General features: G+C 36.5%; 20 protein-coding genes and 1 riboswitch. Of the genes, 5 read left to right on the plus strand and 15 right to left on the minus strand.

Annotated features, from left to right (window positions below; translation table 11 throughout):
* Window positions 1-2 precede the first annotated feature (2 nt).
* The 5 genes from argB to HV560_RS09800 all read right to left on the minus strand — a co-directional run bounded on the left by argB (window position 3) and on the right by HV560_RS09800 (window position 5,090).
* Window positions 3-857: an acetylglutamate kinase gene (argB, locus tag HV560_RS09780; RefSeq protein ID WP_176812756.1), complete on the minus strand. Its 855-nt coding sequence runs from the start codon at window positions 855-857 to the stop codon at window positions 3-5.
* Between the two features lie 53 nt (window positions 858-910).
* Window positions 911-1,852, minus strand: a complete 942-nt coding sequence (gene argC / locus HV560_RS09785) for an N-acetyl-gamma-glutamyl-phosphate reductase (RefSeq protein ID WP_176812757.1) — start codon at window positions 1,850-1,852, stop codon at window positions 911-913.
* A gap of 253 nt (window positions 1,853-2,105) precedes the next feature.
* Window positions 2,106-2,822, minus strand: a complete 717-nt coding sequence (gene deoD, locus HV560_RS09790; protein ID WP_176808877.1) for a purine-nucleoside phosphorylase — start codon at window positions 2,820-2,822, stop codon at window positions 2,106-2,108.
* Between the two features lie 26 nt (window positions 2,823-2,848).
* Window positions 2,849-3,625, minus strand: a complete 777-nt coding sequence (gene deoC, locus HV560_RS09795) for a deoxyribose-phosphate aldolase (RefSeq protein WP_176812758.1) — start codon at window positions 3,623-3,625, stop codon at window positions 2,849-2,851.
* Between the two features lie 202 nt (window positions 3,626-3,827).
* Window positions 3,828-5,090, minus strand: a complete 1,263-nt coding sequence (locus HV560_RS09800) for a NupC/NupG family nucleoside CNT transporter (protein WP_176808879.1) — start codon at window positions 5,088-5,090, stop codon at window positions 3,828-3,830.
* A gap of 182 nt (window positions 5,091-5,272) precedes the next feature.
* Here HV560_RS09800 and msrA point away from each other — a divergent pair, with 182 nt between their 5' ends.
* A complete protein-coding gene (gene msrA / locus HV560_RS09805) occupies window positions 5,273-5,779 on the plus strand; it encodes a peptide-methionine (S)-S-oxide reductase MsrA (protein ID WP_159630992.1) in 507 nt (168 codons plus the stop codon).
* Between the two features lie 35 nt (window positions 5,780-5,814).
* Here msrA and HV560_RS09810 read toward each other — a convergent pair whose 3' ends face one another.
* The 7 genes from HV560_RS09810 to HV560_RS09840 form a co-directional block, all read right to left on the minus strand.
* Window positions 5,815-6,615, minus strand: a complete 801-nt coding sequence (locus HV560_RS09810) for a glycosyltransferase family 2 protein (protein WP_176812759.1) — start codon at window positions 6,613-6,615, stop codon at window positions 5,815-5,817.
* Window positions 6,615-7,499: a glycosyltransferase family 2 protein gene (locus tag HV560_RS09815; RefSeq protein WP_176808881.1), complete on the minus strand. Its 885-nt coding sequence runs from the start codon at window positions 7,497-7,499 to the stop codon at window positions 6,615-6,617. The genes HV560_RS09810 and HV560_RS09815 overlap by 1 nt, the downstream gene beginning before the upstream one ends.
* A complete protein-coding gene (locus HV560_RS09820) occupies window positions 7,492-8,679 on the minus strand; it encodes a hypothetical protein (protein WP_176808882.1) in 1,188 nt (395 codons plus the stop codon). Before HV560_RS09820 ends, HV560_RS09815 begins: the two co-directional genes overlap by 8 nt.
* 6 nt (window positions 8,680-8,685) lie before the next feature.
* Window positions 8,686-9,474 carry a glycosyltransferase family 25 protein gene (locus HV560_RS09825; RefSeq protein ID WP_176812760.1) on the minus strand — a complete coding sequence of 263 codons (789 nt, stop codon included), beginning with the start codon at window positions 9,472-9,474 and terminating at the stop codon, window positions 8,686-8,688.
* Window position 9,475: 1 nt separating this feature from the next.
* Window positions 9,476-10,414, minus strand: coding sequence for a glycosyltransferase family 52 (locus HV560_RS09830; RefSeq protein ID WP_176812761.1), 939 nt, complete (start codon window positions 10,412-10,414; stop codon window positions 9,476-9,478).
* Window positions 10,411-11,616, minus strand: a complete 1,206-nt coding sequence (locus tag HV560_RS09835; protein WP_176808885.1) for an oligosaccharide flippase family protein — start codon at window positions 11,614-11,616, stop codon at window positions 10,411-10,413. Before HV560_RS09835 ends, HV560_RS09830 begins: the two co-directional genes overlap by 4 nt.
* A 123-nt stretch (window positions 11,617-11,739) precedes the next feature.
* On the minus strand, window positions 11,740-12,999 hold the full coding sequence (locus tag HV560_RS09840) for a cytidylyltransferase domain-containing protein (RefSeq protein ID WP_176812762.1): 1,260 nt from the start codon (window positions 12,997-12,999) through the stop codon (window positions 11,740-11,742).
* A gap of 254 nt (window positions 13,000-13,253) precedes the next feature.
* Between HV560_RS09840 and HV560_RS09845 the strand changes: the two genes are divergently transcribed.
* Window positions 13,254-13,997: a YdcF family protein gene (locus HV560_RS09845; RefSeq protein WP_159631008.1), complete on the plus strand. Its 744-nt coding sequence runs from the start codon at window positions 13,254-13,256 to the stop codon at window positions 13,995-13,997.
* 74 nt (window positions 13,998-14,071) lie between these two features.
* On the opposite strand, the gene priA is transcribed toward HV560_RS09845, so the two are convergent.
* Window positions 14,072-16,285, minus strand: a complete 2,214-nt coding sequence (gene priA, locus HV560_RS09850; RefSeq protein ID WP_176808887.1) for a primosomal protein N' — start codon at window positions 16,283-16,285, stop codon at window positions 14,072-14,074.
* A 96-nt stretch (window positions 16,286-16,381) separates the two neighbouring features.
* On the minus strand, window positions 16,382-17,599 hold the full coding sequence (locus HV560_RS09855) for a pyridoxal phosphate-dependent aminotransferase (protein ID WP_159631012.1): 1,218 nt from the start codon (window positions 17,597-17,599) through the stop codon (window positions 16,382-16,384).
* A gap of 175 nt (window positions 17,600-17,774) precedes the next feature.
* On the opposite strand from HV560_RS09855, the gene HV560_RS09860 reads away from it, so the two are divergent.
* A complete protein-coding gene (locus tag HV560_RS09860; RefSeq protein WP_176810287.1) occupies window positions 17,775-19,076 on the plus strand; it encodes an isochorismate synthase in 1,302 nt (433 codons plus the stop codon).
* A 42-nt stretch (window positions 19,077-19,118) separates the two neighbouring features.
* Here HV560_RS09860 and queC read toward each other — a convergent pair whose 3' ends face one another.
* Window positions 19,119-19,784 carry a 7-cyano-7-deazaguanine synthase QueC gene (gene queC, locus HV560_RS09865; RefSeq protein ID WP_159631016.1) on the minus strand — a complete coding sequence of 222 codons (666 nt, stop codon included), beginning with the start codon at window positions 19,782-19,784 and terminating at the stop codon, window positions 19,119-19,121.
* A gap of 3 nt (window positions 19,785-19,787) precedes the next feature.
* Window positions 19,788-19,832: riboswitch (PreQ1 riboswitch) on the minus strand.
* 176 nt (window positions 19,833-20,008) lie between these two features.
* Here queC and ubiK point away from each other — a divergent pair.
* Together ubiK and pgi are read left to right on the plus strand one after the other, a co-directional pair.
* Complete coding sequence (gene ubiK / locus HV560_RS09870; RefSeq protein ID WP_159631018.1) at window positions 20,009-20,257, plus strand: ubiquinone biosynthesis accessory factor UbiK; 249 nt, start codon at window positions 20,009-20,011, stop codon at window positions 20,255-20,257.
* 41 nt (window positions 20,258-20,298) lie between these two features.
* Window positions 20,299-21,939 (plus strand): glucose-6-phosphate isomerase, encoded by a 1,641-nt coding sequence (gene pgi, locus HV560_RS09875; RefSeq protein WP_176812763.1) that lies wholly within the window; start codon window positions 20,299-20,301, stop codon window positions 21,937-21,939.
* Window positions 21,940-21,945 lie beyond the last annotated feature (6 nt).

Consider the following 21,945-nt stretch of genomic DNA (forward strand, 5'->3'; position numbering starts at 1 on the left):
ATCTATTTTTTGTAAAAACGTGTTCCATTTTTACCACCAAATAGTTCAACTAAAATAGCGTGTTCGATTCTTCCATCAATAATATTTGCTTCAATACCGCCTGCATTAATAAAATCCGTACAGCAAGCAATTTTAGGGATCATACCGCCTGCAATAATACCCTGATCAATCAGTCCTTGCACATCACAGACATCAACCTCTGGAATAAGCGTACTTTCATCAAAACGATCTCGTAATAAACCTGCAATATCCGTCATTGAAACTAATTTCGCTGCATTAAGCGCTATTGCGATTTCACTTGCTGCCGTATCAGCATTAATATTATAAGCCTGCCCGTTTTCATCCACACCAATAGTTGAAATCACAGGAATTAAACTCGCATTTAAGGCAATTTCGATCACTTTTGGATTAACCTTGACAATATCACCTACAAAGCCATAATCCACCTCAGCTTCTAATTTTTTGCATTGCAACATTGCTCCATCAATACCACACAACCCAATGCCTTTACCTTTCAATAAGGCAACAAGACTTTTATTCACTTTGCCCGCTAACATTTGCAACACCACGCTAATCGTGTCGCTATCAGTCACTCTTAACCCATTGATAAACTGAGGCACTTTACCTAATAATTTTACACCTTGTGAAATCTCAGGCCCTCCGCCGTGTACCAGCACGACTTTTATCCCTAAACGATTAAGCAATAAAATATCTTCCATTACCGATGTTTTCAGATCTTCATTAATCATCGCATTACCGCCATATTTCACAACAATGATTTTATCTTGCCATTTAGCAAGACAAGCGGTTGATTTTTCTAATAAATTTGCGAATTGATTGATTTCTTGAATATCCATAATATCTCCAGTTTTATGTCACTTTTCTTTGCTTGTGCAAAGAAAGTAACCAATTAAATTTCTAACCCCGAGATTTCATCTCTCCCAAGCATTATATTCATACACTGCACCGCCGCACCTGATGCCCCTTTACCTAAATTATCAAAACGAGCAACAAGTAAAATTTGGTCGTCATTTCCATATACAAAAATATCCAAACTGTCTTTGCCTGAATAAGCATTCGCAGAAAGCATACCGTCTTCTGGTAAATCTTGGAAAGTATGGATTGTGATTAATTTGCTATTTTGATAATAGTCTGCAAATAGCTTTGTAATTTCTTCACCAGATTTAACCGCTTGTAACGCAGAAATGGGAAGCGGAACAGTCACTAGCATACCACTGTAAAAATCTGCCACTACTGGAGTAAAAATCGGCGGAATTTTCATTTGAGTGAGCATTTGCATTTCAGGTAAATGCTTATGTTTTAACGCTAATCCATAAACACGAGGTGCATTTAAGGCATCAACACGATTTGGGTTTTCGTAATCAGCAATCATTGATTTTCCGCCACCTGAATAGCCTGTTAAAGATTGGCAGCTCAACGGATAATCAGCGGATAAAATGCCCATTTCGACTAACGGGCGGACTAAGGCAATATAGCCTGTTGCGTGACAGCCTGGTATAGCTACGCGGTTAGCCTTTCTGATTTTTTCAGTTTGCCCGGTTAATTCAGCAAAACCGTAAACCCAATCAGCATTCACGCGATGGGCAGTAGACGTATCACAAATTCTGGCATCAGATGGTGCATTGGCAACTAACTCTTTTGAGGCTTCATCAGGCAAGCAAAGAAAAGTTAAATCAGCTTCTGCTAATTTTGTTAATCGAGCGTTTAGATCTTTACGTTGTGCCTCAGGCAATGTTAATAACTCAATATCCTCGGCTTGACTCAATCGTTCGTGAATTCGTAATCCTGTTGTACCAACAGCCCCATCTACAAAAATTTTGTATTTACTCATTAGATATCCTTATATTTTCACTTTTTATGCTGTAGTCTAAGCCTAATTGTAAGCAAACTCAATCTTTATTTTGAATAAATATTCAATCATATTGATTTTATATTCAAACATTATTTTCTATGAGTACACAAAATTTGTTAAAGAATATCTTGATATTTTATACATCATACTGAAAGTAATAAGCGGTCAAATATTGCAATTTTTTGCAAAATTTAACCGCTTGTCAATTTTAAGATAAATCAGTTATCGCTTATTATTTATCGCCAATCAATACTGACTCTAATGCAATCTCAATCATCTCATTGAAAGTTAATTGGCGTTCTTCAGCACTGGTTTGTTCGCCTGTGCGAATATGGTCTGAAACTGTGCAAATTGCTAATGCTTTCGCACCGAACTCCGCCGCAACAGCATAAATACCAGCAGCTTCCATCTCTACCCCTAAAATGCCATATTTTTCCATCACATCGAACATTTCAACATCTGGGCTATAAAATAGGTCTGCTGAAAATAAATTCCCTACTCGCACATTAACGCCTTTCTGTTGTGCCGCTTGGTATGCGGCTAAAGTCATATCAAAGTCTGAAATCGCGGCAAAATCATTATCACGAAAGCGGATACGGTTTACTTTAGAATCAGTACAAGCTCCAGAGCCGATGATAACATCACGAATACGAACATCACTACGCACAGCACCACAAGAACCAACACGAATGATTTTTTTCACTCCATATTCAGTAATGAGCTCTTTCGCATAAATTGAACAAGACGGGATTCCCATACCATGTCCCATTACAGAAATGCGACGACCTTTATAACTACCCGTATAACCTAACATATTACGTACGTTAGTGACTTCTTTAACATCTTCTAAAAAAGTTTCTGCGATATATTTTGCACGAAGCGGGTCGCCTGGCATAAGTACAACGTCAGAGAACGCCCCTTCAGGTGCATTAATATGTGGAGTTGCCATTTTTAATTTCCTCTTATGATGAATAATTAATAACCTTGAACAGATTGTTGCTGTTCATCTTTTAATGTTGCTAACAAATTGCCTAAAAGACTAGAGGCACCAAAACGAAAATGTGAGCTATCTACCCAATCATTACCTAAAATTGAACGTGCTAAAGCGAGGTATTTTGCCGCTTCTTCGCTAGTTTTCACGCCACCCGCAGCTTTAAAGCCAACCGTTTCTGCCACCCCTAAATCTCGAATAGTTTCAAGCATAATGCGAGCAGATTCTAACGTTGCATTTACTGGCACTTTACCTGTTGAGGTTTTGATAAAATCTGCCCCTGCACGAATTGAAATTTCGCCTGCTTTGCGAATTAAGTCTGCTGATTTTAGCTCACCCGTTTCAATAATGACTTTAAGTAAAACACCCTTTTCTTGGCAAACTGCTTTAGCTTGTTTAACTAATTCAAAACCAATTTGTTCATTACCTGCAATTAATGCTTGATAAGGGAAAACAACATCAACTTCATCAGCACCGTAAGCCAATGCAGCTTTGGTTTCGGCAATCGCAATTGCAATATCATCATTGCCGTGCGGGAAATTAGTCACAGTAGCAATTTTGACTTGCTCTATGCCCTGTGCTTTAAGAATCTTGCGTGCTAGCGGTACAAATCGTGGATAAACACACACTGCGGCAGGTGTGCCAAAATCGGTTTTAGCTTGTTCGCACAAAGCTATTATTGTTCCGTCTGTATCATTGTCATTTAATGTGGTGAGATCCATCAAAGAAAGTGCAATCTCAGCTGAATTTTTTACATTCATGATTTCTCCTTTTTTAATTAAATGAATGACTTAGTAAAATTTTATAAAAATTTGACCGCTTGTAAATAGGCAAATGACAAGCAACCGTTTACGTTAGCTAAAAAAACATAAAACCACTATTTTTGATCTACACCTAACATTGGACTAAGCAGCCAACTGATAAGGTGCAGATCATTTCTAGTGGTTTTACAGATTATTTAAATTATAAAACTGCGCCGCCTAAGCCAATAAATAAGCCTGCAATAGTTGCACTCATTAAGTTAGCAAGTGAACCTGCAATAACAGCCTTAATACCTAAACGTGCAATATCACCACGACGGCTTGGTGCCATTGCACCAATACCACCGATTAAAATCGCAATTGAACTGAAGTTAGCAAAACCACAGAGTGCAAAAGTAATAATGGCAATGGTTTTATCGCTTAACTGAACAGTCGCTTCAGGAGCTAAATATTTAGCAAACTCTAAATAACCTACGAACTCATTAACAGCCAACTTCAAGCCGATCATTTGACCAGCTATTTCAGACTCTTCCCAAGGTACACCAATTACCCAAGCAAGTGGTTTGAACACCCAACCGAAAATTTGACCCAAGTTTAATGTTTCATAACCAAACCAGCCGCCAATGCCGCCTAAAATACCATTTACTAATGCAATTAAAGCAACGAAAGCAATCAACATCGCCCCTACATTTAACGCAAGTTGCATACCTGATGATGCACCTGAGGCTGCTGCATCAAGAATATTCGCTGGTTTTTCTAAATCGACCGCTTCTAATTCATCACGGAATTGTTCGGTTTGTGGAATCATAATTTTCGCAAATAATAAACCTGCTGGTGCTGCCATAAATGACGCTGCAATTAAATAAGTTAATGGCACGCCCATTCCAGCATAACCAGCCATTACCGAGCCTGCAATAGACGCTAAACCACCTGCCATAATTGCAAATAACTCAGATTCAGTCATTTTGCTAATATATGGTTTTACCACAAGTGGAGCTTCAGTTTGACCGACGAAAATATTCGCTGCCGCAGACATTGATTCCGCTTTAGATGTGCCTAATGCTTTTTGTAGTAAGCCACCTAGAATACGGATAACCCATTGCATCACACCAATGTAGTAAAGCAATGAAATAAGTGCTGAGAAGAAAATAATGACTGGAAGCACACGGAAAGCAAAGACGAAACCGCCACCACCAAAAACTTCAAACATTTTGTCGCTTACTAAGCCACCAAATAAGAATGAAATACCTTCATTACCATAAGAAATGACTTTAGAAACTCCATTCGCCATTGCATTTAATGCATCGCGACCTGCTGGCACATAAAGTACCAACGCCCCAATCGCAACCTGCAATGCTAATGCACCTAACACCGTACGCATATTTATTGAGCGTTTATTGCTCGAAAATAAAAATGCAATGAATAGTAAAACAATAATGCCTAAAAGGCTGTTAAGAGTACCCATAGAACCTCTGAGATAAAGTGATAAAAAGTGGCAATACTATACCTATTTTTAGATAAAAAATCTTGTAAAAAATGCAATTATTTATGACTGAAATCAGCAAAATCGATATTTGTATTTTACAAGCGGTATAATTTTAGCTATTTTTTACAAATGATTTAAATTTAAAGACGATAGGAGAGAATATGCAAAATAGTCGTGAAATTTATTTAGCAGGTGGTTGTTTCTGGGGAGTAGAATCTTTTATGCAACGCATTAATGGCGTGATTAAGGCTCAATCGGGTTATGCCAACGGCAACACGGACAACCCAACCTACCAAGATGTGTGTTCAGCTAGTGGGCACGCGGAAGTAGTCAAAGTAACTTATGATGCCAACCAAATCAGTCTAGCTAAATTACTTGATTATTTTTTTAAAGTCATCGATCCTGTGAGCATTAACCAACAAGGTGGCGACATTGGCATTCAATACCGCACAGGGATTTATCACACCGATCCGCAAGATGTTCCAATTATTAACCAAGCTTTAAGGGAATTACAAACACAGTTTGATAAACCCTTAGCCATAGAAAACCAAATGTTGGAACAATACTTCCCTGCGGAAGAATATCACCAAGCATATTTAGTGAAAAACCCAACAGGCTATTGCCACATTGATATTCAGTTGATGAATGAAATTTTAAAAAATCAATAGCAAAAAAGCCACAGAATAAAATCTGTGGCTTAATCTTATTTTCTCAACAATCCATAGACTGCTTTCAGTACCGATAATGGCAATAAGCGTGGAACCGCTCTCATTAAGAAAATGCCAAAACCTGAAATCGGATCGTGAATACGGCAACGATTTTTTAATTTATACAAACGCCATTCTGCATCTGCTTGTGCTTTGCCACGACGCCTATTCACCATACCATTTCCAACCCGGGCATAAACCAATAAATCAGGCAAATTTGCAACTTGTTTAAACTGAGCAATCAGTTTAATCCATAAATAATAATCTTCTTGCAAATCTTGATAGCCCCCCACTTCCAATACCTTCGATTTTTGATAGGCGACCGTCATATGGTTAAATGGGCAACGCATACGGGTAAATTGAATAATCTCCTGTGCTGTTATCGGCACATTACGATAAGCGACAATATCATAAATATCTTGTCCAAATTCGGCAATTTGTCCACCAAAAATCACTATTTCAGGATTTTTCTCAATAAATGCTACCTGTTTTTCAAAACGATCGGGCAGGCAAATATCGTCTGTATCCATACGGAAAATCCACTCATTCGAGCAATAAGTTAAGCCCTCATTTAGCGTTTTGCCTAAACCTCGATTTTGTACGAACTTTACTGTTTTTATTGGCAAAATCACACTATATTCTTCTACAATCGCTTCCAACTCAGGTGTAACAGCGCCATCAAAACAGAGTATAATTTCATCGGCTTGGCGAGTTTGGGCTTTGAGACTTTCAAAGGATTCTACCAAATATTGAGGCTGCTCTTTAATGTATAACGACATTAAAACGGAAAATTTCATTAAATAAACCTTTTTAAATTAATCGCCCATTTCGGCGAAATAAAAATAATAAGTGCAATAACTAGCTGCTTAATATTTTTTGTCTGTTTAAACATCTCAAAATAATAACCAGCCGCCTTACGAGATAAATTCATTATGTGCGGATAACTTAAAATATAAAGTGAATTGAGCTTAAAATTATTCGCCTGCTCAGGTGTTTTAATATAAGTTTGTTGAATATATGCAATCGCCTTTTCAGTATTTGTTGTGTCGGTTGAAACACTTGAACGCTTGGTATGGAAAGTACAATAAGTTAAAGCTTCATCAACATAAAGTGGCTCAAAACTTGGTTCTTCCAGCAATTTTAACAAAAAATCGTAATCCTCCAGCGAACGCAAGCGGTCAGATAATCCGCCAATTTTGCAAAATAACGCTTTCTTCAAGCCAATCATCGGCATTCCGCCGATTTTATTTGCTTTTAGCATATTCTCTTTCGTTAATTCGCTTTTATGTTGAAATGGCGTGGTGATATAAGTAAACCCTTCATTTACCATTTCGCATTTGGCTGGATGATAAATAAAATTTGCCATTGGATTTTGGGCAATTTCTTGTGCGAGTCGTTCGCACTTTTCAGGTATAAAGCGATCATCATCATCTAAAAATAATAGCCACTCTTGGCTCGCATTATTTGCTCCAACATTTCGACTTTGTGCAGCCCCCATATTCGGATTATTACGGATAACTTTTAGTGCAAAAGGATAATCGTTATTTACCTCAACAGGTATTGTTGAATAATCATCAACAATCACCACCTCAAAATTATAAACCGTTTGCTGCTTTAAACTTTCCAATAATGCCTTAATTTCTTGATTACGATTATAAGAAGGCACAATAATACTAAACATTTTTTATCTCTTTATTTTTGCAAAAAAATATTAAATTTCGACCGCTTGTACCAAATAAGGATAAGAACATTAAAAAAATAAACATAATCCCTGGGAATGCAAAGGTATCCGCTTTAATATTTAAAATGGAAAGAATTCCAATCGTCGATAAAGTAAAAATCCAACTTCCCTCAAACCAATTAATGGCGACTTTCCGCACAAAATAAAACGTAAAAGCAAAGCAAGTTAACATATAAAACAAACCGCCATATAAGACTTGGCGAATATAACCTGAATCCGATGCACCATAATAGCCACCCGTTTCAGTATAATATAGACCGTCTCCTGAAATAAATTGGCTAAGCGTTGGAATAAATAAATGGTTTTTCACTAAATTATCGGTAGAGGAACTCACTTTTCCTGTGCCAGATAATAAATTAATTACTGGCTCTAAAGCGTGTGCAACATAACGATTTTCTGGTAAAACTATCGCTAGAAATAAAATTAAAACTATAAAAGCGATTAAAGGTAATACATATTTCCATTTAAAATAAAGCACAATACTAACCACTGATATTAATAAAAAAGTTCGACCTGAAATCAACCCGACACATAAAATTAAGAATAAAAACCAGCCATTTATTGAATCTGTTTTTTTATTATATGCTAATAAAAAATGGAGTAGCATTAAGTAAAAAGCACTTAATTGGAAAAAGGCTGATGAGGTAATATTATAGAGTCTATATTCTTGCTCCGAACCAAAAAAGCGTGGCATCATCGCATTGCTAGATAATAGAAAATCTACCATAAACGGCACACCTAATAATGCTGCTATGCCACAAAGGCATTGAATAGTAATGCCGATTTTTAAATCACGCACAAATAAGGCTTTACCATCTTCTATTCGATAAAAAATATTATATACCGCAATGCCAAATATAAACAAAATCAGCATTTTGACATACATTGCCAACACACCTATTTCTTTCGTTCCATTAATTAAAAGTGGAATAATGCTAGCTATAAGCAAAGCGATAATCACAATAATGCTGTCTTTAGGAATAATAATGCCGCTAGCTTTTCCTTTAATAACTTGGAAAGCTAAATACCCACAAGCCAGTATCCCGACTAAAAATGCTACGCGTAAAACGTGAAAGAACCAAGGATCATAAATATAAAATAAATTAAAAAGTGCTGACATATCAACCTATGATAAATTTAATGAGTTAAAATTACGTTTAATTGCTAATAATTTTTTAAGCGGATATTTAACTATTTTGTTAAAAAAATTATTATTTACTGAGCCACGCAAACTTTCTAAATTACTGACTAATGCTGGATTTTCAATCGCCATTAACGGACGAACAATTAACACATCTAATTTGAATCTATGACTAAATAAAATAAAATCATCTGCAAGCCAATAAGGTAAGGCTTTTGAAGTTTGCGTTAAAAACTGACAAGCGGTCGATTTTTTAATTAAATATGCAACGGTACCCGCAAAATAATTACGATAAGGATAGGCATATTTATACTCGCTATCTCCAATCTGTTTCTGTAAAAAGCTAAAAGTTGTAGGGTAACTAATTTCCAATTCAATATCATCAAAATTTGAGATCTTGGACTGCCCAACTAAAATAATATCCGCCTTTACATTTTGAGCCAATAAAGTATGAATATTTTTTTGAAAATCTTGAGCAAATAACACATCATCTTCACACACAAGACAATAATCATCATCTTGAATAGTCTGATCATCTGCAATTTTCTGATAAATTGATAAATGGCTTAAAGTACAGCCAATTTCTCCTTTTGTGGTTTTACGCCCATAATATTGCTCAAATTTAGCTAAATCAAAGCTATTATTTAATCTTTCCCAATCACTATCCATCGTATTGATCGCATTAAACACTTCAAAATCTCTTGTATTGGGCTGTAAAAAGAAAAGCTCACGTCTTTTCACATCTTTTTCTAATGAAATTAAATATTTCTTCATTTTATTCTCTAATATCAATAATGTTGATCCCCAAATTTTCAAGCAATACATAGCTTTCAATATAAGTAGGATTATCTACATTTACTCTTAACGCAACGACCTCAATACTCGGGCTTTTATTTAAAATATTAATAACAGCACTGCTAAAGTAGGTATAAACTCGGCACTTTTTATCACTACACTCTTGGAAAAGATAATCCTCTAAAATTAAGTTTGTCTTAATATATTCTACATTACTGATTTGGTATTTCTCTCTTGGGTGAGGAAAATAGCGATCAATATTAAATTGCCTAATTACTTTTTCAGCTAAAATAATATTTTTCTCATCATCTCTCTCAAAAATAGGCTGACCAAGTAAAATATTTACCACCTCAGAATTATTTAGTTCTGAATCAGGTAACGTTGTTGAATTAATCAGTTCAATATAAACCGTATTTTCTATAATATTCGGAAAGCCTTTATAAATAGTATAGTGTTTTTTTGATAATTTCTTTAATTTCTCTAAACTATATCTATTACCTAAAAAGGTATTAATTAACTTACGATTTATTCCCGAACATTCTTGTTTATAGAAAATTCCACTTTGTACTATATTGGCTATACCGTCATCAAAGGTGTTAATTTCATTAAAATTAATTGCACTTAATAGAAATTGAATTTCCAGTTCATTAATATTAGCTAAAAATACTTTATTGAATTTTTTACCGCCAAAAGTTGATTTTAAATAAATAATTTCTTTGAGCAGTTGAATACGCTCGCTATGCTGTTGCATTGCAAAAAACTGCTGACATTTTTTCGCTAAACGAGATTGATAAAAATCAAATTTTGCATTTTTTACTGTTGAAAGCATCACCCCAAAAAATTGTTCATTCCGGTGAATTTCAATGATTTTTTCTGCAATAAGCACTTGCAAAGGGGTACAACAAATAATTAAATTCATACTGTTTTTCCTACTTTTGCGGTCATTATATAGAGGATTGGAATAATCACAACTGCCCCAATAATGCTTGCAAAAGGAATATACTCTATTTTAGTAAAAGTTAAGATGAATAATGCCAACAAATAGAAAATAGTAGATAAAATCGAACAAAAGGAAATAAACTTATTTTTGCCGTAAAAGAATAAATAATTCACTAAAATCAAATAAGGCACAACCAGCATTGTCGAAATTAAAAATAGAATAATGTAATATTTTGTGCCGACAAATTGATCACCTAAAATCCAAACCACTACATTTTCAGGAATTAACCACATCACGAATGCTGGAATTGGTATCGTAAATAACGCATAAAATGCCCATTTATGAATATGGCTCACATTAATTCGTTTCTGCTTTAACGCCTCGTAAAAATAAGGAAGCATTGCTTTATTTAAAGCTTGAATTATAATCGCTAAAATCATTGCAATTTGTGCCCCCATTGCGTATAAACCTAAATCTGCCTCGCTGAATTTATGGAAAATAAAAATACGGTCTAATTGCCCTTTTAGAAAAATACTGGAATGGTGCAAAACCAGCGGCAAGCCAAACCCCATTAAATAAAAGAGTGCCGTTTTATAACGTTCAAAACTAAATTTCTTTATTTTTGTTTTTTTCGCATAAAGTAAATAAGCAATAAAAAAGACCAACATATTACTAATTAAAATAGCTAAAATCCGTTTTTCCACTAAATCCGTTTTGAAATATTCCATCATAACAACGGTAATAACTGCGGAAAACATTGCTGACATTAACTGAATAACCGTATAAGCAAGAGCTTGTTTTTGGCATTGCCTTACACTTAACTGCACATTTAAAAAAGATTGGAACATTGCGCCAATTGCCACATAAGCAATAATTTCTGATTTAAAATACCAACAGCCTAACAATATTAATACGCTCGCACAAAAAGTATATAAATAGCCTGTCGTAAGTACTAAATTTAACGAACGTTTACCATAAAAATAAAAATAACGAGCTACAGCCCCTTCTTGACTAAGACCGATAAAAATCACAAATAAAGCTGAAAAAGTTTGATAATAGGAGAGCTCTCCGTAACCTTCCAGCCCAAGTTTTCGGGAGAAATAAGGTAAGAGTAAGAAAGGAATTGACTTAGAAGCCAATTCCCCAATTAAATAAATAATGCTGTCTTTAACTGCTTTCATAGTGACAAATTATGTAAAATTTTTGACCGCTTGTAGTAATGTTTTCCAATTTACTAAATGCTTTATATCTATTTAACAATCGCACGCAAAACGAACGCTGATAATATATTCGATATTTTTCATTTAATTTAGTGCTTCTTCTAAAATAGCGGTTAATTTTTTATAACCTTTTTCATTTAAGTGTAAGCCATCATCGCTATAATTTAAATCTAATTTGCCATATTTATCACTAAATTGCTTATCTAACGCAATCCATTTTACCGATAAATTATCTTTTAAATATTGATTTAATAAGCGAATATCATCGTTATTACGATCCACTCTAAAAGCTGTTGGCGTAATTTCTAAGAAATAAAGATTAATATCATCACGAATTGCTTTTAACTGGCTAATCAAATGATTTATATCTGCTAGAATTTTTTCATCGCTCCAATCATTACGCACCAGATCATTGGTGCCAAACATCAAGACGACTTCTTTTGGTAACGCAGAAATTAAACCTTTATCTAAAATCAGTTCGCTATATTCTTTCGTTGAAATACCTGCAATACCTAAGTTATTGACTATTTTGTCGTTTAAACGTTCAATATTCCAATATTCCATAATAGAATGACCAATTAACGCAATCTCTTTTACTTCGTTAAAGTTCTCTTTTTTCATTAAAATTGAGCGTTTAATGGTTTCAAGTAATATTTTTGCTTTGTTACGTTGCTGAAGAATAAAATAGAAATATTCAAAATCTTGGCGATCATCAATATCAATAGAAACCGCTTTATCCATAAAATAAGCAAGACATTTCGCTCCATAAAAATGCTTTTGCTCTAGATAAGCGGTCGGTTTTGCTGAAAAAATTGCACCATTTGGAGAATATTCAGGATGATAACGCTGGCGAGCGTAATTAGAGTAATCTAATTGGAAATGTTTTAAACTCTCATCATCTTCAATAACACGTGTCAGTGTTGTTGGCTTATGTGCATCAGACACCGACACCAAGAAATCAAATTGATCAAAGTTACGCTCAAATTTATTACAAGCTTCTTTAATATGCTGAGCTGTTCTTAAAGGCGATGTTGGCTGTAGTAACACAAAATAATCAAAATCAACCGATTGGTATTGATTTAAAACATCTTCAATCACAACAAAAGAGCTGGCTCTATCACTCGCTAAATGTTCTGCCCGCTTGATAAATTCAATTGGATAATGGCAAAGCAAATCAATATATTCTTGTGAATCTGTACTAACAATAATTTTTTCAAATTCTCCAGACTCAATCGCTGCCTCAATAGAATAAGCCATTAATGGCTTGCCATCTGCTAACAATACATTTTTATTCGGTAAACCTTTTGAGCCAGCACGTGCTGTAATAATTGCAATTTTTTTCATAAATTTAACCGCTTGTTATCTACAAAATAAGGGACTTTCCCATCAATATATGAGCACCTTGAATGCGTTATTTTTCAAAGTCTTGTCGTTTCTTCCTAGTACATCATACCAGAGCTATTTTAAAATTTTTATCTAAATAACGTATTTTTCAATAAGGATAAAAAATAAGCCGATGAATAATCAAAAAAATAGACAATCCTCAAATAATCTAGGAGAATAAATAACACTTTTTCTCCTACTATCTATAGCATTTTATGTTTGAACTCATTAAACTCATTACTGCAATAATCCTACCGCCATTTAATATTATTCTATTATGGCTTTTAGCATTAATTTTGTTTGCAGTAGGCTATAAATATCCTGCCTACTTTTTTGCACTGCTTGGTATGCTGATTTTATATATTTTTAGTATTCCTTACACATCACAAAAACTAGGAAATTCCTTACTTGAAGGCGAAGAGCCCACCATCGAAAGCTACAAAAATGCCCAAGCGATTGTTGTATTAGGTGGCGGATTACGCGACAGCCAAGAGTTATTCGGTAAATTAGCGATTACTGGCACGCCACTAGAAAGAATGCGTTATGCTGCTTATTTACATAAAGAAACGGGCTTACCGCTTTTAGTCACAGGCAGTGCTCCAAATGGCACATCTGAAGCTAAAGTGATGGCTAGTGAGTTTAAAATGTTCTTTAATATTGAAACTAAATGGTTAGAAAACAAAGCGAAAACGACCAAAGAAAATGCCATTTTTAGCCGCGAAATATTGGAAAAAGAGAACATTAATCACATTATTTTAGTCACAAACCAATGGCATATGAAACGAGCAGAAATGCTGTTTACCCAACAAGGCTTTAAGGTTCTTCCAGCCAGCGTTGGCTCAGGTGACACCCCTAATCATTACAAATTAACCTTTATGCATTTTATTCCACAAGCAAGTGCAATGAACAGCAATATGCTTGCACTAAAAGAATGGATTGGATATTGGAAAGAAAAGTAAACAGCAAGGCAGGTCTAATCTGCCTTATTTTTTACAAAAAATTCAACAAAAACAACCGCTTGATCACGCTCGGCTTATCCGATCTCCTGCGGATCGATATCCAAACTCAATCGAACACTGGCAGGAATATCTAAACTCTCTCTCTCTTTATCAAACCAATCAAGCAATTGTTGCACAGCATTTCTTTTTGTATGTTGAATTAACAGCAACCAACGATAAAATCCTGCTTTTTTTGCCATTGGAGCAGAAAATGGCGGAATAAGTTGAAAACCTTGCCAGTTTTGCTGTTGGATTTTTTGGTGGAAAGCGTTCGCCAACTGCTCAAGCAATTTTAACGCCTGCTCGTTATTTTTTCCTGTCGCTTTAAATAACACTTGGGAGGAAAACGGCGGTAATCCCATTAGTTTTCGCATTTTCAAGGCTTCTTGTGCAAATTCGCTATAGCCTTGCTCCAACAAGGTTTTGAGCAACGGATGTTCGGGGTAATGGGTTTGTAACACCACTTCGCCCTTTTTCTCTGCTCGCCCAGCTCTGCCAGCAACTTGTAAATAAAGTTGAGCCAATTTTTCTTCCGCACGAAAATCGGTAGAGAAAAGTGCAGAGTCCACATTAACAATTGCCACTAAGGTAACATTTGGGAAGTGGTGCCCTTTTGCCAACATTTGTGTACCAATCAAAATTTGGCTTTTTCCTTCTCTAATCGCAGTGAGATGATTTTCTAACGCGCCTTTTCGTGAAGTCGAATCACGGTCAATTCGAGTGACTTGGTAAGTTGGGAATTGCTCATTGAGCACTTGTTCAAGTTGTTCTGTGCCAACACCCGTAGTAATTAAATTTGTTGAGCCACAATGCCCACATTGGCGAGGAATAACCTTTTGTGTAGCACAATGATGACAACGCAACACCCGCTGCTTTTGATGATAAGTAAATGGCTTATCACACGCTTCACATTCACAAATCCAACCACATTCGTGGCAAAGCAACACAGGAGCAAAACCACGACGATTTAAAAACAGCATCACTTGATTACCTTGTTCTAAATGTCGCTTCATCATTGACAGTAACCGCTCAGACAAGCCAGAGGTTATTCTTTGCGTTTTCAAATCAATAATATATTGATTCGCACTTTGTGCATTACCTGCTCGGGCGGTCAATTCCAGCTCAATAAATTTACCACTTTGCACATTTTGCAAACTTTCAAGGCTTGGTGTTGCTGAACCTAATACAATCGGAATATTCACATTTTTTGCTCTCACAATGGCTAAATCCCGTGCGTGATAACGCCAGCCATCTTGCTGTTTAAAAGAGCTATCGTGTTCTTCATCTAAAATGATCGCGCCCAATTTTTCAAATTGGGTAAAGAGTGCTGAACGAGTGCCGATCACAATCGCACTTTCCCCATTTTTTGCTCGAAGCCAGACATTTAAACGCTCGGTTTCATTCATATTAGAATGAAGCACATCAATTTCCACATTAAAGCGAGCGTTAAAACGTTGCACGGTTTGAGGAGTCAATCCAATTTCAGGTACTAACACCAGCACTTGCTCTCCCCGTTTTAGCACCGCTTCAATTAGCTGGAGATAAACCTCTGTTTTGCCCGAACCTGTTACGCCATTAAGCAAAAATGCAGCAAAGTTTTTTTGAGCATTCAAACGACTCACCACTAAAGTTTGCTGTTTATTAAGCTTAGGACGATTTTGCACATTGACCAATGGCCGTTCACCTAAAGATTGCTGCCAAGATTGCGACACAAAATCCACATCAATTTTTTCAATATAGCCTTTTTCTAATAGCCCTTTCCAAACCGAAGGGCTACAAGCGGTCGTTTTCTCAAAATATTTTGCAAATTCAGCAAGCTCGGTTAAAAGTGCCACTTGCTTTCTCGCTTTCTTGTTTTCGCCAAGTATTAACGATTTCCTCCCCTGTTCAGTGACCACAAAATAATCGGGCTGACAACGCTCGGTGGAATCGCCATTACGCAGTTTCACAGGTAACGCACTGTTTAGCACTTCACCAACAGGGGCGTGATAATAGTGAGCAGCCCAGATCAGGAGCTGCCACATTTCGTCATCAAAAATTGGAGTAAAATCTAAAACACCTTGAATTGGCTTGAGCTTATGAGTTGGCACATCGCTACTTAGTGGAAAATCTACCACAATGCCAATTTTTATTTGGCGACCAAAAGGCACAACAACCCGACTACCTCTGTAAACATTACGTTCTTCAGGTAATAAATAGTCAAAATAACGATGTAAAGGCACATTGAGTGCTACTCTGATGAATCTCACTTCTCTAACCAATTTTGATAGCAAACTCAATAAAGGATTGAATTGTTTTTTTCTTCCTTTCCCCTCTTTTTTAAGAGAGGAAAGAAGAGATTTGATCTAATCTTGACGATAGGTTTTTAAGAAATTTGCAAGACGCCCTATTGCAGCTTCAATTTGATGTGCATAAGGCAATGTAACGACACGGAAGTGATCTGGCTTATGCCAATTAAAACCTGTGCCTTGCACTAACAATACTTTTTCTTGTTGTAACAGATCGTAAATGAATTTTTGGTCATCTTTAATTCCATACATTTCAGTATCAATTTTCGGAAACATATACAATGCCCCTTTTGCTTTCACACAGCTAATGCCTGGAATCTGCACCAATAAATCGTGCATTTTGTTACGCTGCTCTAATAATCGACCACCTGGTAACACAAATTCATTGATACTTTGATAGCCACCTAACGCCGTTTGAATCGCGTGTTGCATTGGCGTATTCGCACACAAACGCATTGAAGCAAGCATATCCAATCCTTCAATAAAGCCTTTTGCTTGATGTTTAGGCCCACTTAACACCATCCAACCTTGACGAAAACCCGCCACACGATAAGCCTTAGACAAACCATTGTATGTCACAGTTAACACATCTGGTGCAAGAGTAGCAATATGATGATGCACAGCACCATCATAAATAATTTTTTCGTAAATTTCGTCTGCAAAAATAATTAAATTGTGCTGGCGAGCAAGCTCGGCAATTTCAAGTAAAATCTGGCGGCTATATACCGCACCAGTTGGATTATTTGGATTGATGACCAAAATCCCTTTTGTGCGAGGCGTGATTTTCGATTTAATATCAGCGATATCTGGAAACCACTCATTTTCCTCATCACACAAATAATGCACCGCTTTACCGCTAGCAAGGGTTGAAGCTGCCGTCCATAGCGGGTAATCTGGCATTGGAATCAAAATTTCATCGCCATCATTCAACAACGCCTGCATAGACATAGTAATTAATTCTGAAACGCCATTACCGATGTAAACATCGTTTACATCCATTCCACGCATACCCTTCGATTGATAATATTGCACAATTGCTTTACGGGCTGAATACAGCCCCTTTGAATCACAATAACCTTGAGCCGTTGGCAAATTACGAATAACATCGACTAAAATTTCATCTGGAGCTTCAAAACCAAACGGAGCAGGATTACCGATATTTAATTTTAAAATTTTATGTCCTTCTTCTTCTAAACGAAGTGCCTCTTTATGAATAGGTCCGCGAATATCGTAACGAACCTGTGCTAATTTATCTGATTTGGGAAAAAGTTCCATTGCTGACTTCCTCATAATTAATGCTGATATTTTCTGTTAAAATATGGATATATTAGAATGAATTTATGAACATTACTCTAATTTGAGAGGAAAAAAAAGAGAAAATACGTTAAAATGATCTCCTTTTTTTCAATCAGCTAAAAACAAGCGGTTTCTTTTTCTGATTTTTTTGCAAATGCTTATTTTTAATCAATTAAAACAAGAACTTATAAAAAGTTATTCAAAACTGGGGGAGAAGAAAGGTTTGATAAAAATTCAAGCCTCCGTACCGCTATTTGAAGAAAACTTCTCACTACTTGGTTGGTTAAAAGCAAAAAATCAGCACTACCCTCACTTTTTTCTAGAATATAGAGATACAGATCAGACCATTTTAGCCATCGGGAAAATTCGCCAATTTCACACCCTTGAAAACGCACAGTACTTTATTCAACAACACCATTTACCCTTAATCGGCGGTTTACAATTTGAAGGACAAACACTGTTTATTTTGCCGCAATTTACATTAGTAAAAAATTCGCAAAATCTGACCGCTTGTTTCTATTTTGATAGTGATAACGCCACAGGGCAAGCGAGCATTTTTGAGCAATTTTTGGCAAATTTTGAAAATGTTGTGAAATTGAGTTTGCCCGACAATCAGTTGCAATCCGTTGCTGCTACAAGTAGTTTTGAACAGTGGGAAAACAATATCAATAAAGCCATTTCGGCTATTGAGCAAGGCAAATTTCAAAAAGTAGTGTTGGCAAATGCTATCAGACTCCATTTTGAGTCTCCGATTTGTGGCTATGATTTAATGGCACAAAGTCAGCAAATTAATAAAGGCTGTTATCATTTTTTATGGGCAGAAAGTGATGAAGTGGCATTTATCGGCTCAACACCAGAACGCTTATATCAACGCAAAGGCTCGCTATTTTTTACTGAGGCATTAGCAGGAACCGTTGCCGTCACGCCAAGTGAAACCCAAACTGAATTAAATGCACAGTGGTTATTAAGCGATCCGAAAAATATACACGAAAATCAATTAGTGGTTGACGATATTGAAAGCAACCTAGCCGATTGCGTAACTGAATTTGAGGTTTCTGAAGCTACAATCAAGCAATTACATAATGTGCAACATTTGCGTCGCCAAATGCAAGCAACCTTGAAACAGGGCATTTCAGATAGCGATTGTTTAAGCCGCATTCACCCAACGGCAGCCGTTGCGGGTCTTCCTCGTCCTAACGCAAAACAATTTATTACCGAAAATGAAACCTTTGCTCGCCATTGGTATGCAGGCACCTTAGGTGTGATGAGTAAAAATGAAGCTGAATTTTGCGTCACGCTCCGCTCTGCGTTGATCTCGCAAAACTCAGTGACACTCTATGCAGGAGCAGGCATTGTAGAAGCGTCTGATCCACACTCAGAATGGCAAGAGATTAGACGTAAATCACAAGGTCTTGCAAAATTGCTGAAAGTAGATTTGGTTTCCATCGAAATTTAATCTGCCAGAAAGCGGCGAGTGCCTCTTTCTATCTGTTTATTTCTATTCAGCGAACTGTCGTTCTGCCAAATATTCATTCAATCCTTTTTCTCGCAATATACAACTTGGGCAATCGTGGCACCCACCTTCAACGCCCAAATAGCAAGTGTGAGTATGCTGGCGAATATAATCAAATGCACCGAGTTGATCGGCTAATGCCCAAGTTTCTTTTTTGGTTAAATACATCAAAGGCGTTCGAATATTAAAGTTGTAATCCATTGCTAGATTAAGCGTAACATTCATTGACTTAATAAATACATCTCGGCAATCCGGATAGCCGCTGAAATCCGTTTCACATACACCAGTAAAAATGGTTTGAATGCCCTGCCCTTTCGCATAAATTGCCGCATAAAGTAGAAAAAGTGCGTTACGCCCATCAACAAACGTATTGGGTCTGTTGCCTTGTTGCTGAATTTCAGCATTATTATCCATTAACGCATTGGTAGTAATTGCTTTAATGACAGAAGTGTCAATGAGCGTTTGCTGCACGCCTAAATCTTGGGCTATCCATTCTGCTTTTTGGAGTTCAATCGCGTGGCGTTGCCCATATTGAAATGTAATCACTTCAACATTTTGTTTACCAAATTCAGCAATCGCTTGGAATAAACAAGTCGTGGAGTCTTGACCGCCTGAAAAAATTACAACGGCTTTGGGAATTTGAATGGTCATTTTGTGTCCTTAGTTTTTTTGTGTGGGAGGTTTACGAACCACAAATCAAGAAAATGCAAGCGGTCATTTTTCGCTTATATTTTGCAAGCGGCAGCATTTTACAAAGATTAGCGTAAAATGGCTATTTAAATAGACTAACTATCGTAATAAATTGCAGAATTTACTTTCTCTTGTACCTAAAATTAACTAGAATTGAATAAATTATTATTAAAAGGAAGATTAATATGCTCTCGCCTAAAAATTTAGAAGCCATTGCTCAACAATTACACAGCGCACTACCTCAGAGCCTGAAAAATGTGGGTAACGATCTAGACGAAAAATTTAAGCAAATTCTTCAAGCTCAGTTGGCTCGCCTTGATGTGGTCACCCGTGAAGAGTTTGATGTTCAATCACAAGTTTTACTCCGTACTCGTGAAAAATTAAACGAATTAGAAAAGCGTCTTGATGAATTAACCCAAGATGCTCAATCCTAAGCTGGTTTAAATTGAGTAAATTCATAATTAAGGAAATAAAAATGCAGAAAACCAATCCTGTTCAGACTATTGCTTGGAATGCTTTAACAGAGCATAAAGCAGATAACCTCTCCATTCCTCAACTTTTTGCAGAAGATGCAACCCGTTTTTATAAATATTCTCTTCGTTTTGAAAACGAACTGCTCATTGATTTCTCAAAAAATGCGATTAATGACAACACTTTAACACTTCTTCGCCAATTAGCGAATGAGTGTGGTTTAGAGTCAGCTAAAAATGCAATGTTCTCAGGTAAGAAAATCAACCGTACCGAAGATCGTGCTGTATTACACGTTGCCTTGCGTAACCGCTCTAATACGCCAATTTCCGTTGAGGGTAAAGATGTTATGCCCGAAGTGAATGCGGTATTAGCTAAAATGAACCATTTCTGTCACCGTGTCATTTCAGGTGAATGGAAAGGCTATACAGGTAAAGCAATTACTGATGTGATTAATATCGGGATTGGTGGCTCAGATTTAGGACCTTATATGGTCACAGAGGCATTACGTCCTTATAAAAACCATCTGAATATGCACTTTGTCTCAAATGTAGATGGTACTCACATCGCAGAAGTATTACGCAAGGTAAATCCCGAAACCACGTTAGTCTTAGTAGCGTCAAAAACATTTACCACGCAAGAGACCATGACGAATGCACTTTCTGCCCGTAAGTGGTTATTAGATTCGGCAAAAGATGAATCAGCCGTGGCGAAACATTTCGTCGCACTTTCAACCAATGCGAAAGAAGTAGAAAAATTTGGTATTGATACTGCCAATATGTTCGAATTTTGGGATTGGGTTGGTGGCCGTTACTCATTATGGTCGGCAATTGGTTTGTCTATCGCACTTTCTATCGGTTTCAAGAACTTTGAGCAGCTGCTTGATGGTGCCCACGCAATGGATCAGCACTTTTTATCAGCTCCAATTGAAAAAAACATTCCAACTACTTTGGCATTAGTCGGCATTTGGAATAACAACTTCTTAGGGGCAGAATCTGAGGCTATTTTACCTTACGACCAATATATGCACCGTTTTGCCGCCTATTTCCAGCAGGGCAATATGGAATCAAATGGTAAATTTGTCGGCCGTGATGGCAAAGCGGTTACTCATCAAACAGGTCCAATTATTTGGGGCGAACCTGGCACAAACGGTCAGCACGCGTTTTACCAATTAATCCATCAAGGGACTAAATTAATTCCTTGTGATTTTATTGCACCAGCTCAAACGCATAATCCATTAAGCGATCACCACAACAAATTACTCTCCAACTTCTTTGCTCAAACCGAGGCATTAGCATTTGGTAAATCAAAAGAAGTCGTGGAAAAAGAGTTTTTAGATGCAGGTAAAACACTTGAAGAAGTGGCTGAAATTGTGCCATTCAAAGTATTCACGGGAAATAAACCAACTAACTCAATTTTAGTACAAAAAATCACGCCATATAGCTTAGGTGCATTAATTGCGATGTACGAACACAAAATTTTTGTACAAGGTGTCATTTTTAATATCTACAGCTTCGACCAATGGGGTGTTGAGTTAGGTAAACAACTTGCTAATCGTATTTTACCTGAGTTAGAAAATAACGAAGAAATTAACAGCCACGATAGCTCTACCAATGGCTTAATTAACCAATTCAAGGCTTGGAGATAAGCTTAA

The sequence above is a fragment of the Mannheimia pernigra genome, assembly GCF_013377995.1.
In the GTDB taxonomy this organism is placed as follows: Bacteria; Pseudomonadota; Gammaproteobacteria; order Enterobacterales; family Pasteurellaceae; genus Mannheimia; species Mannheimia pernigra.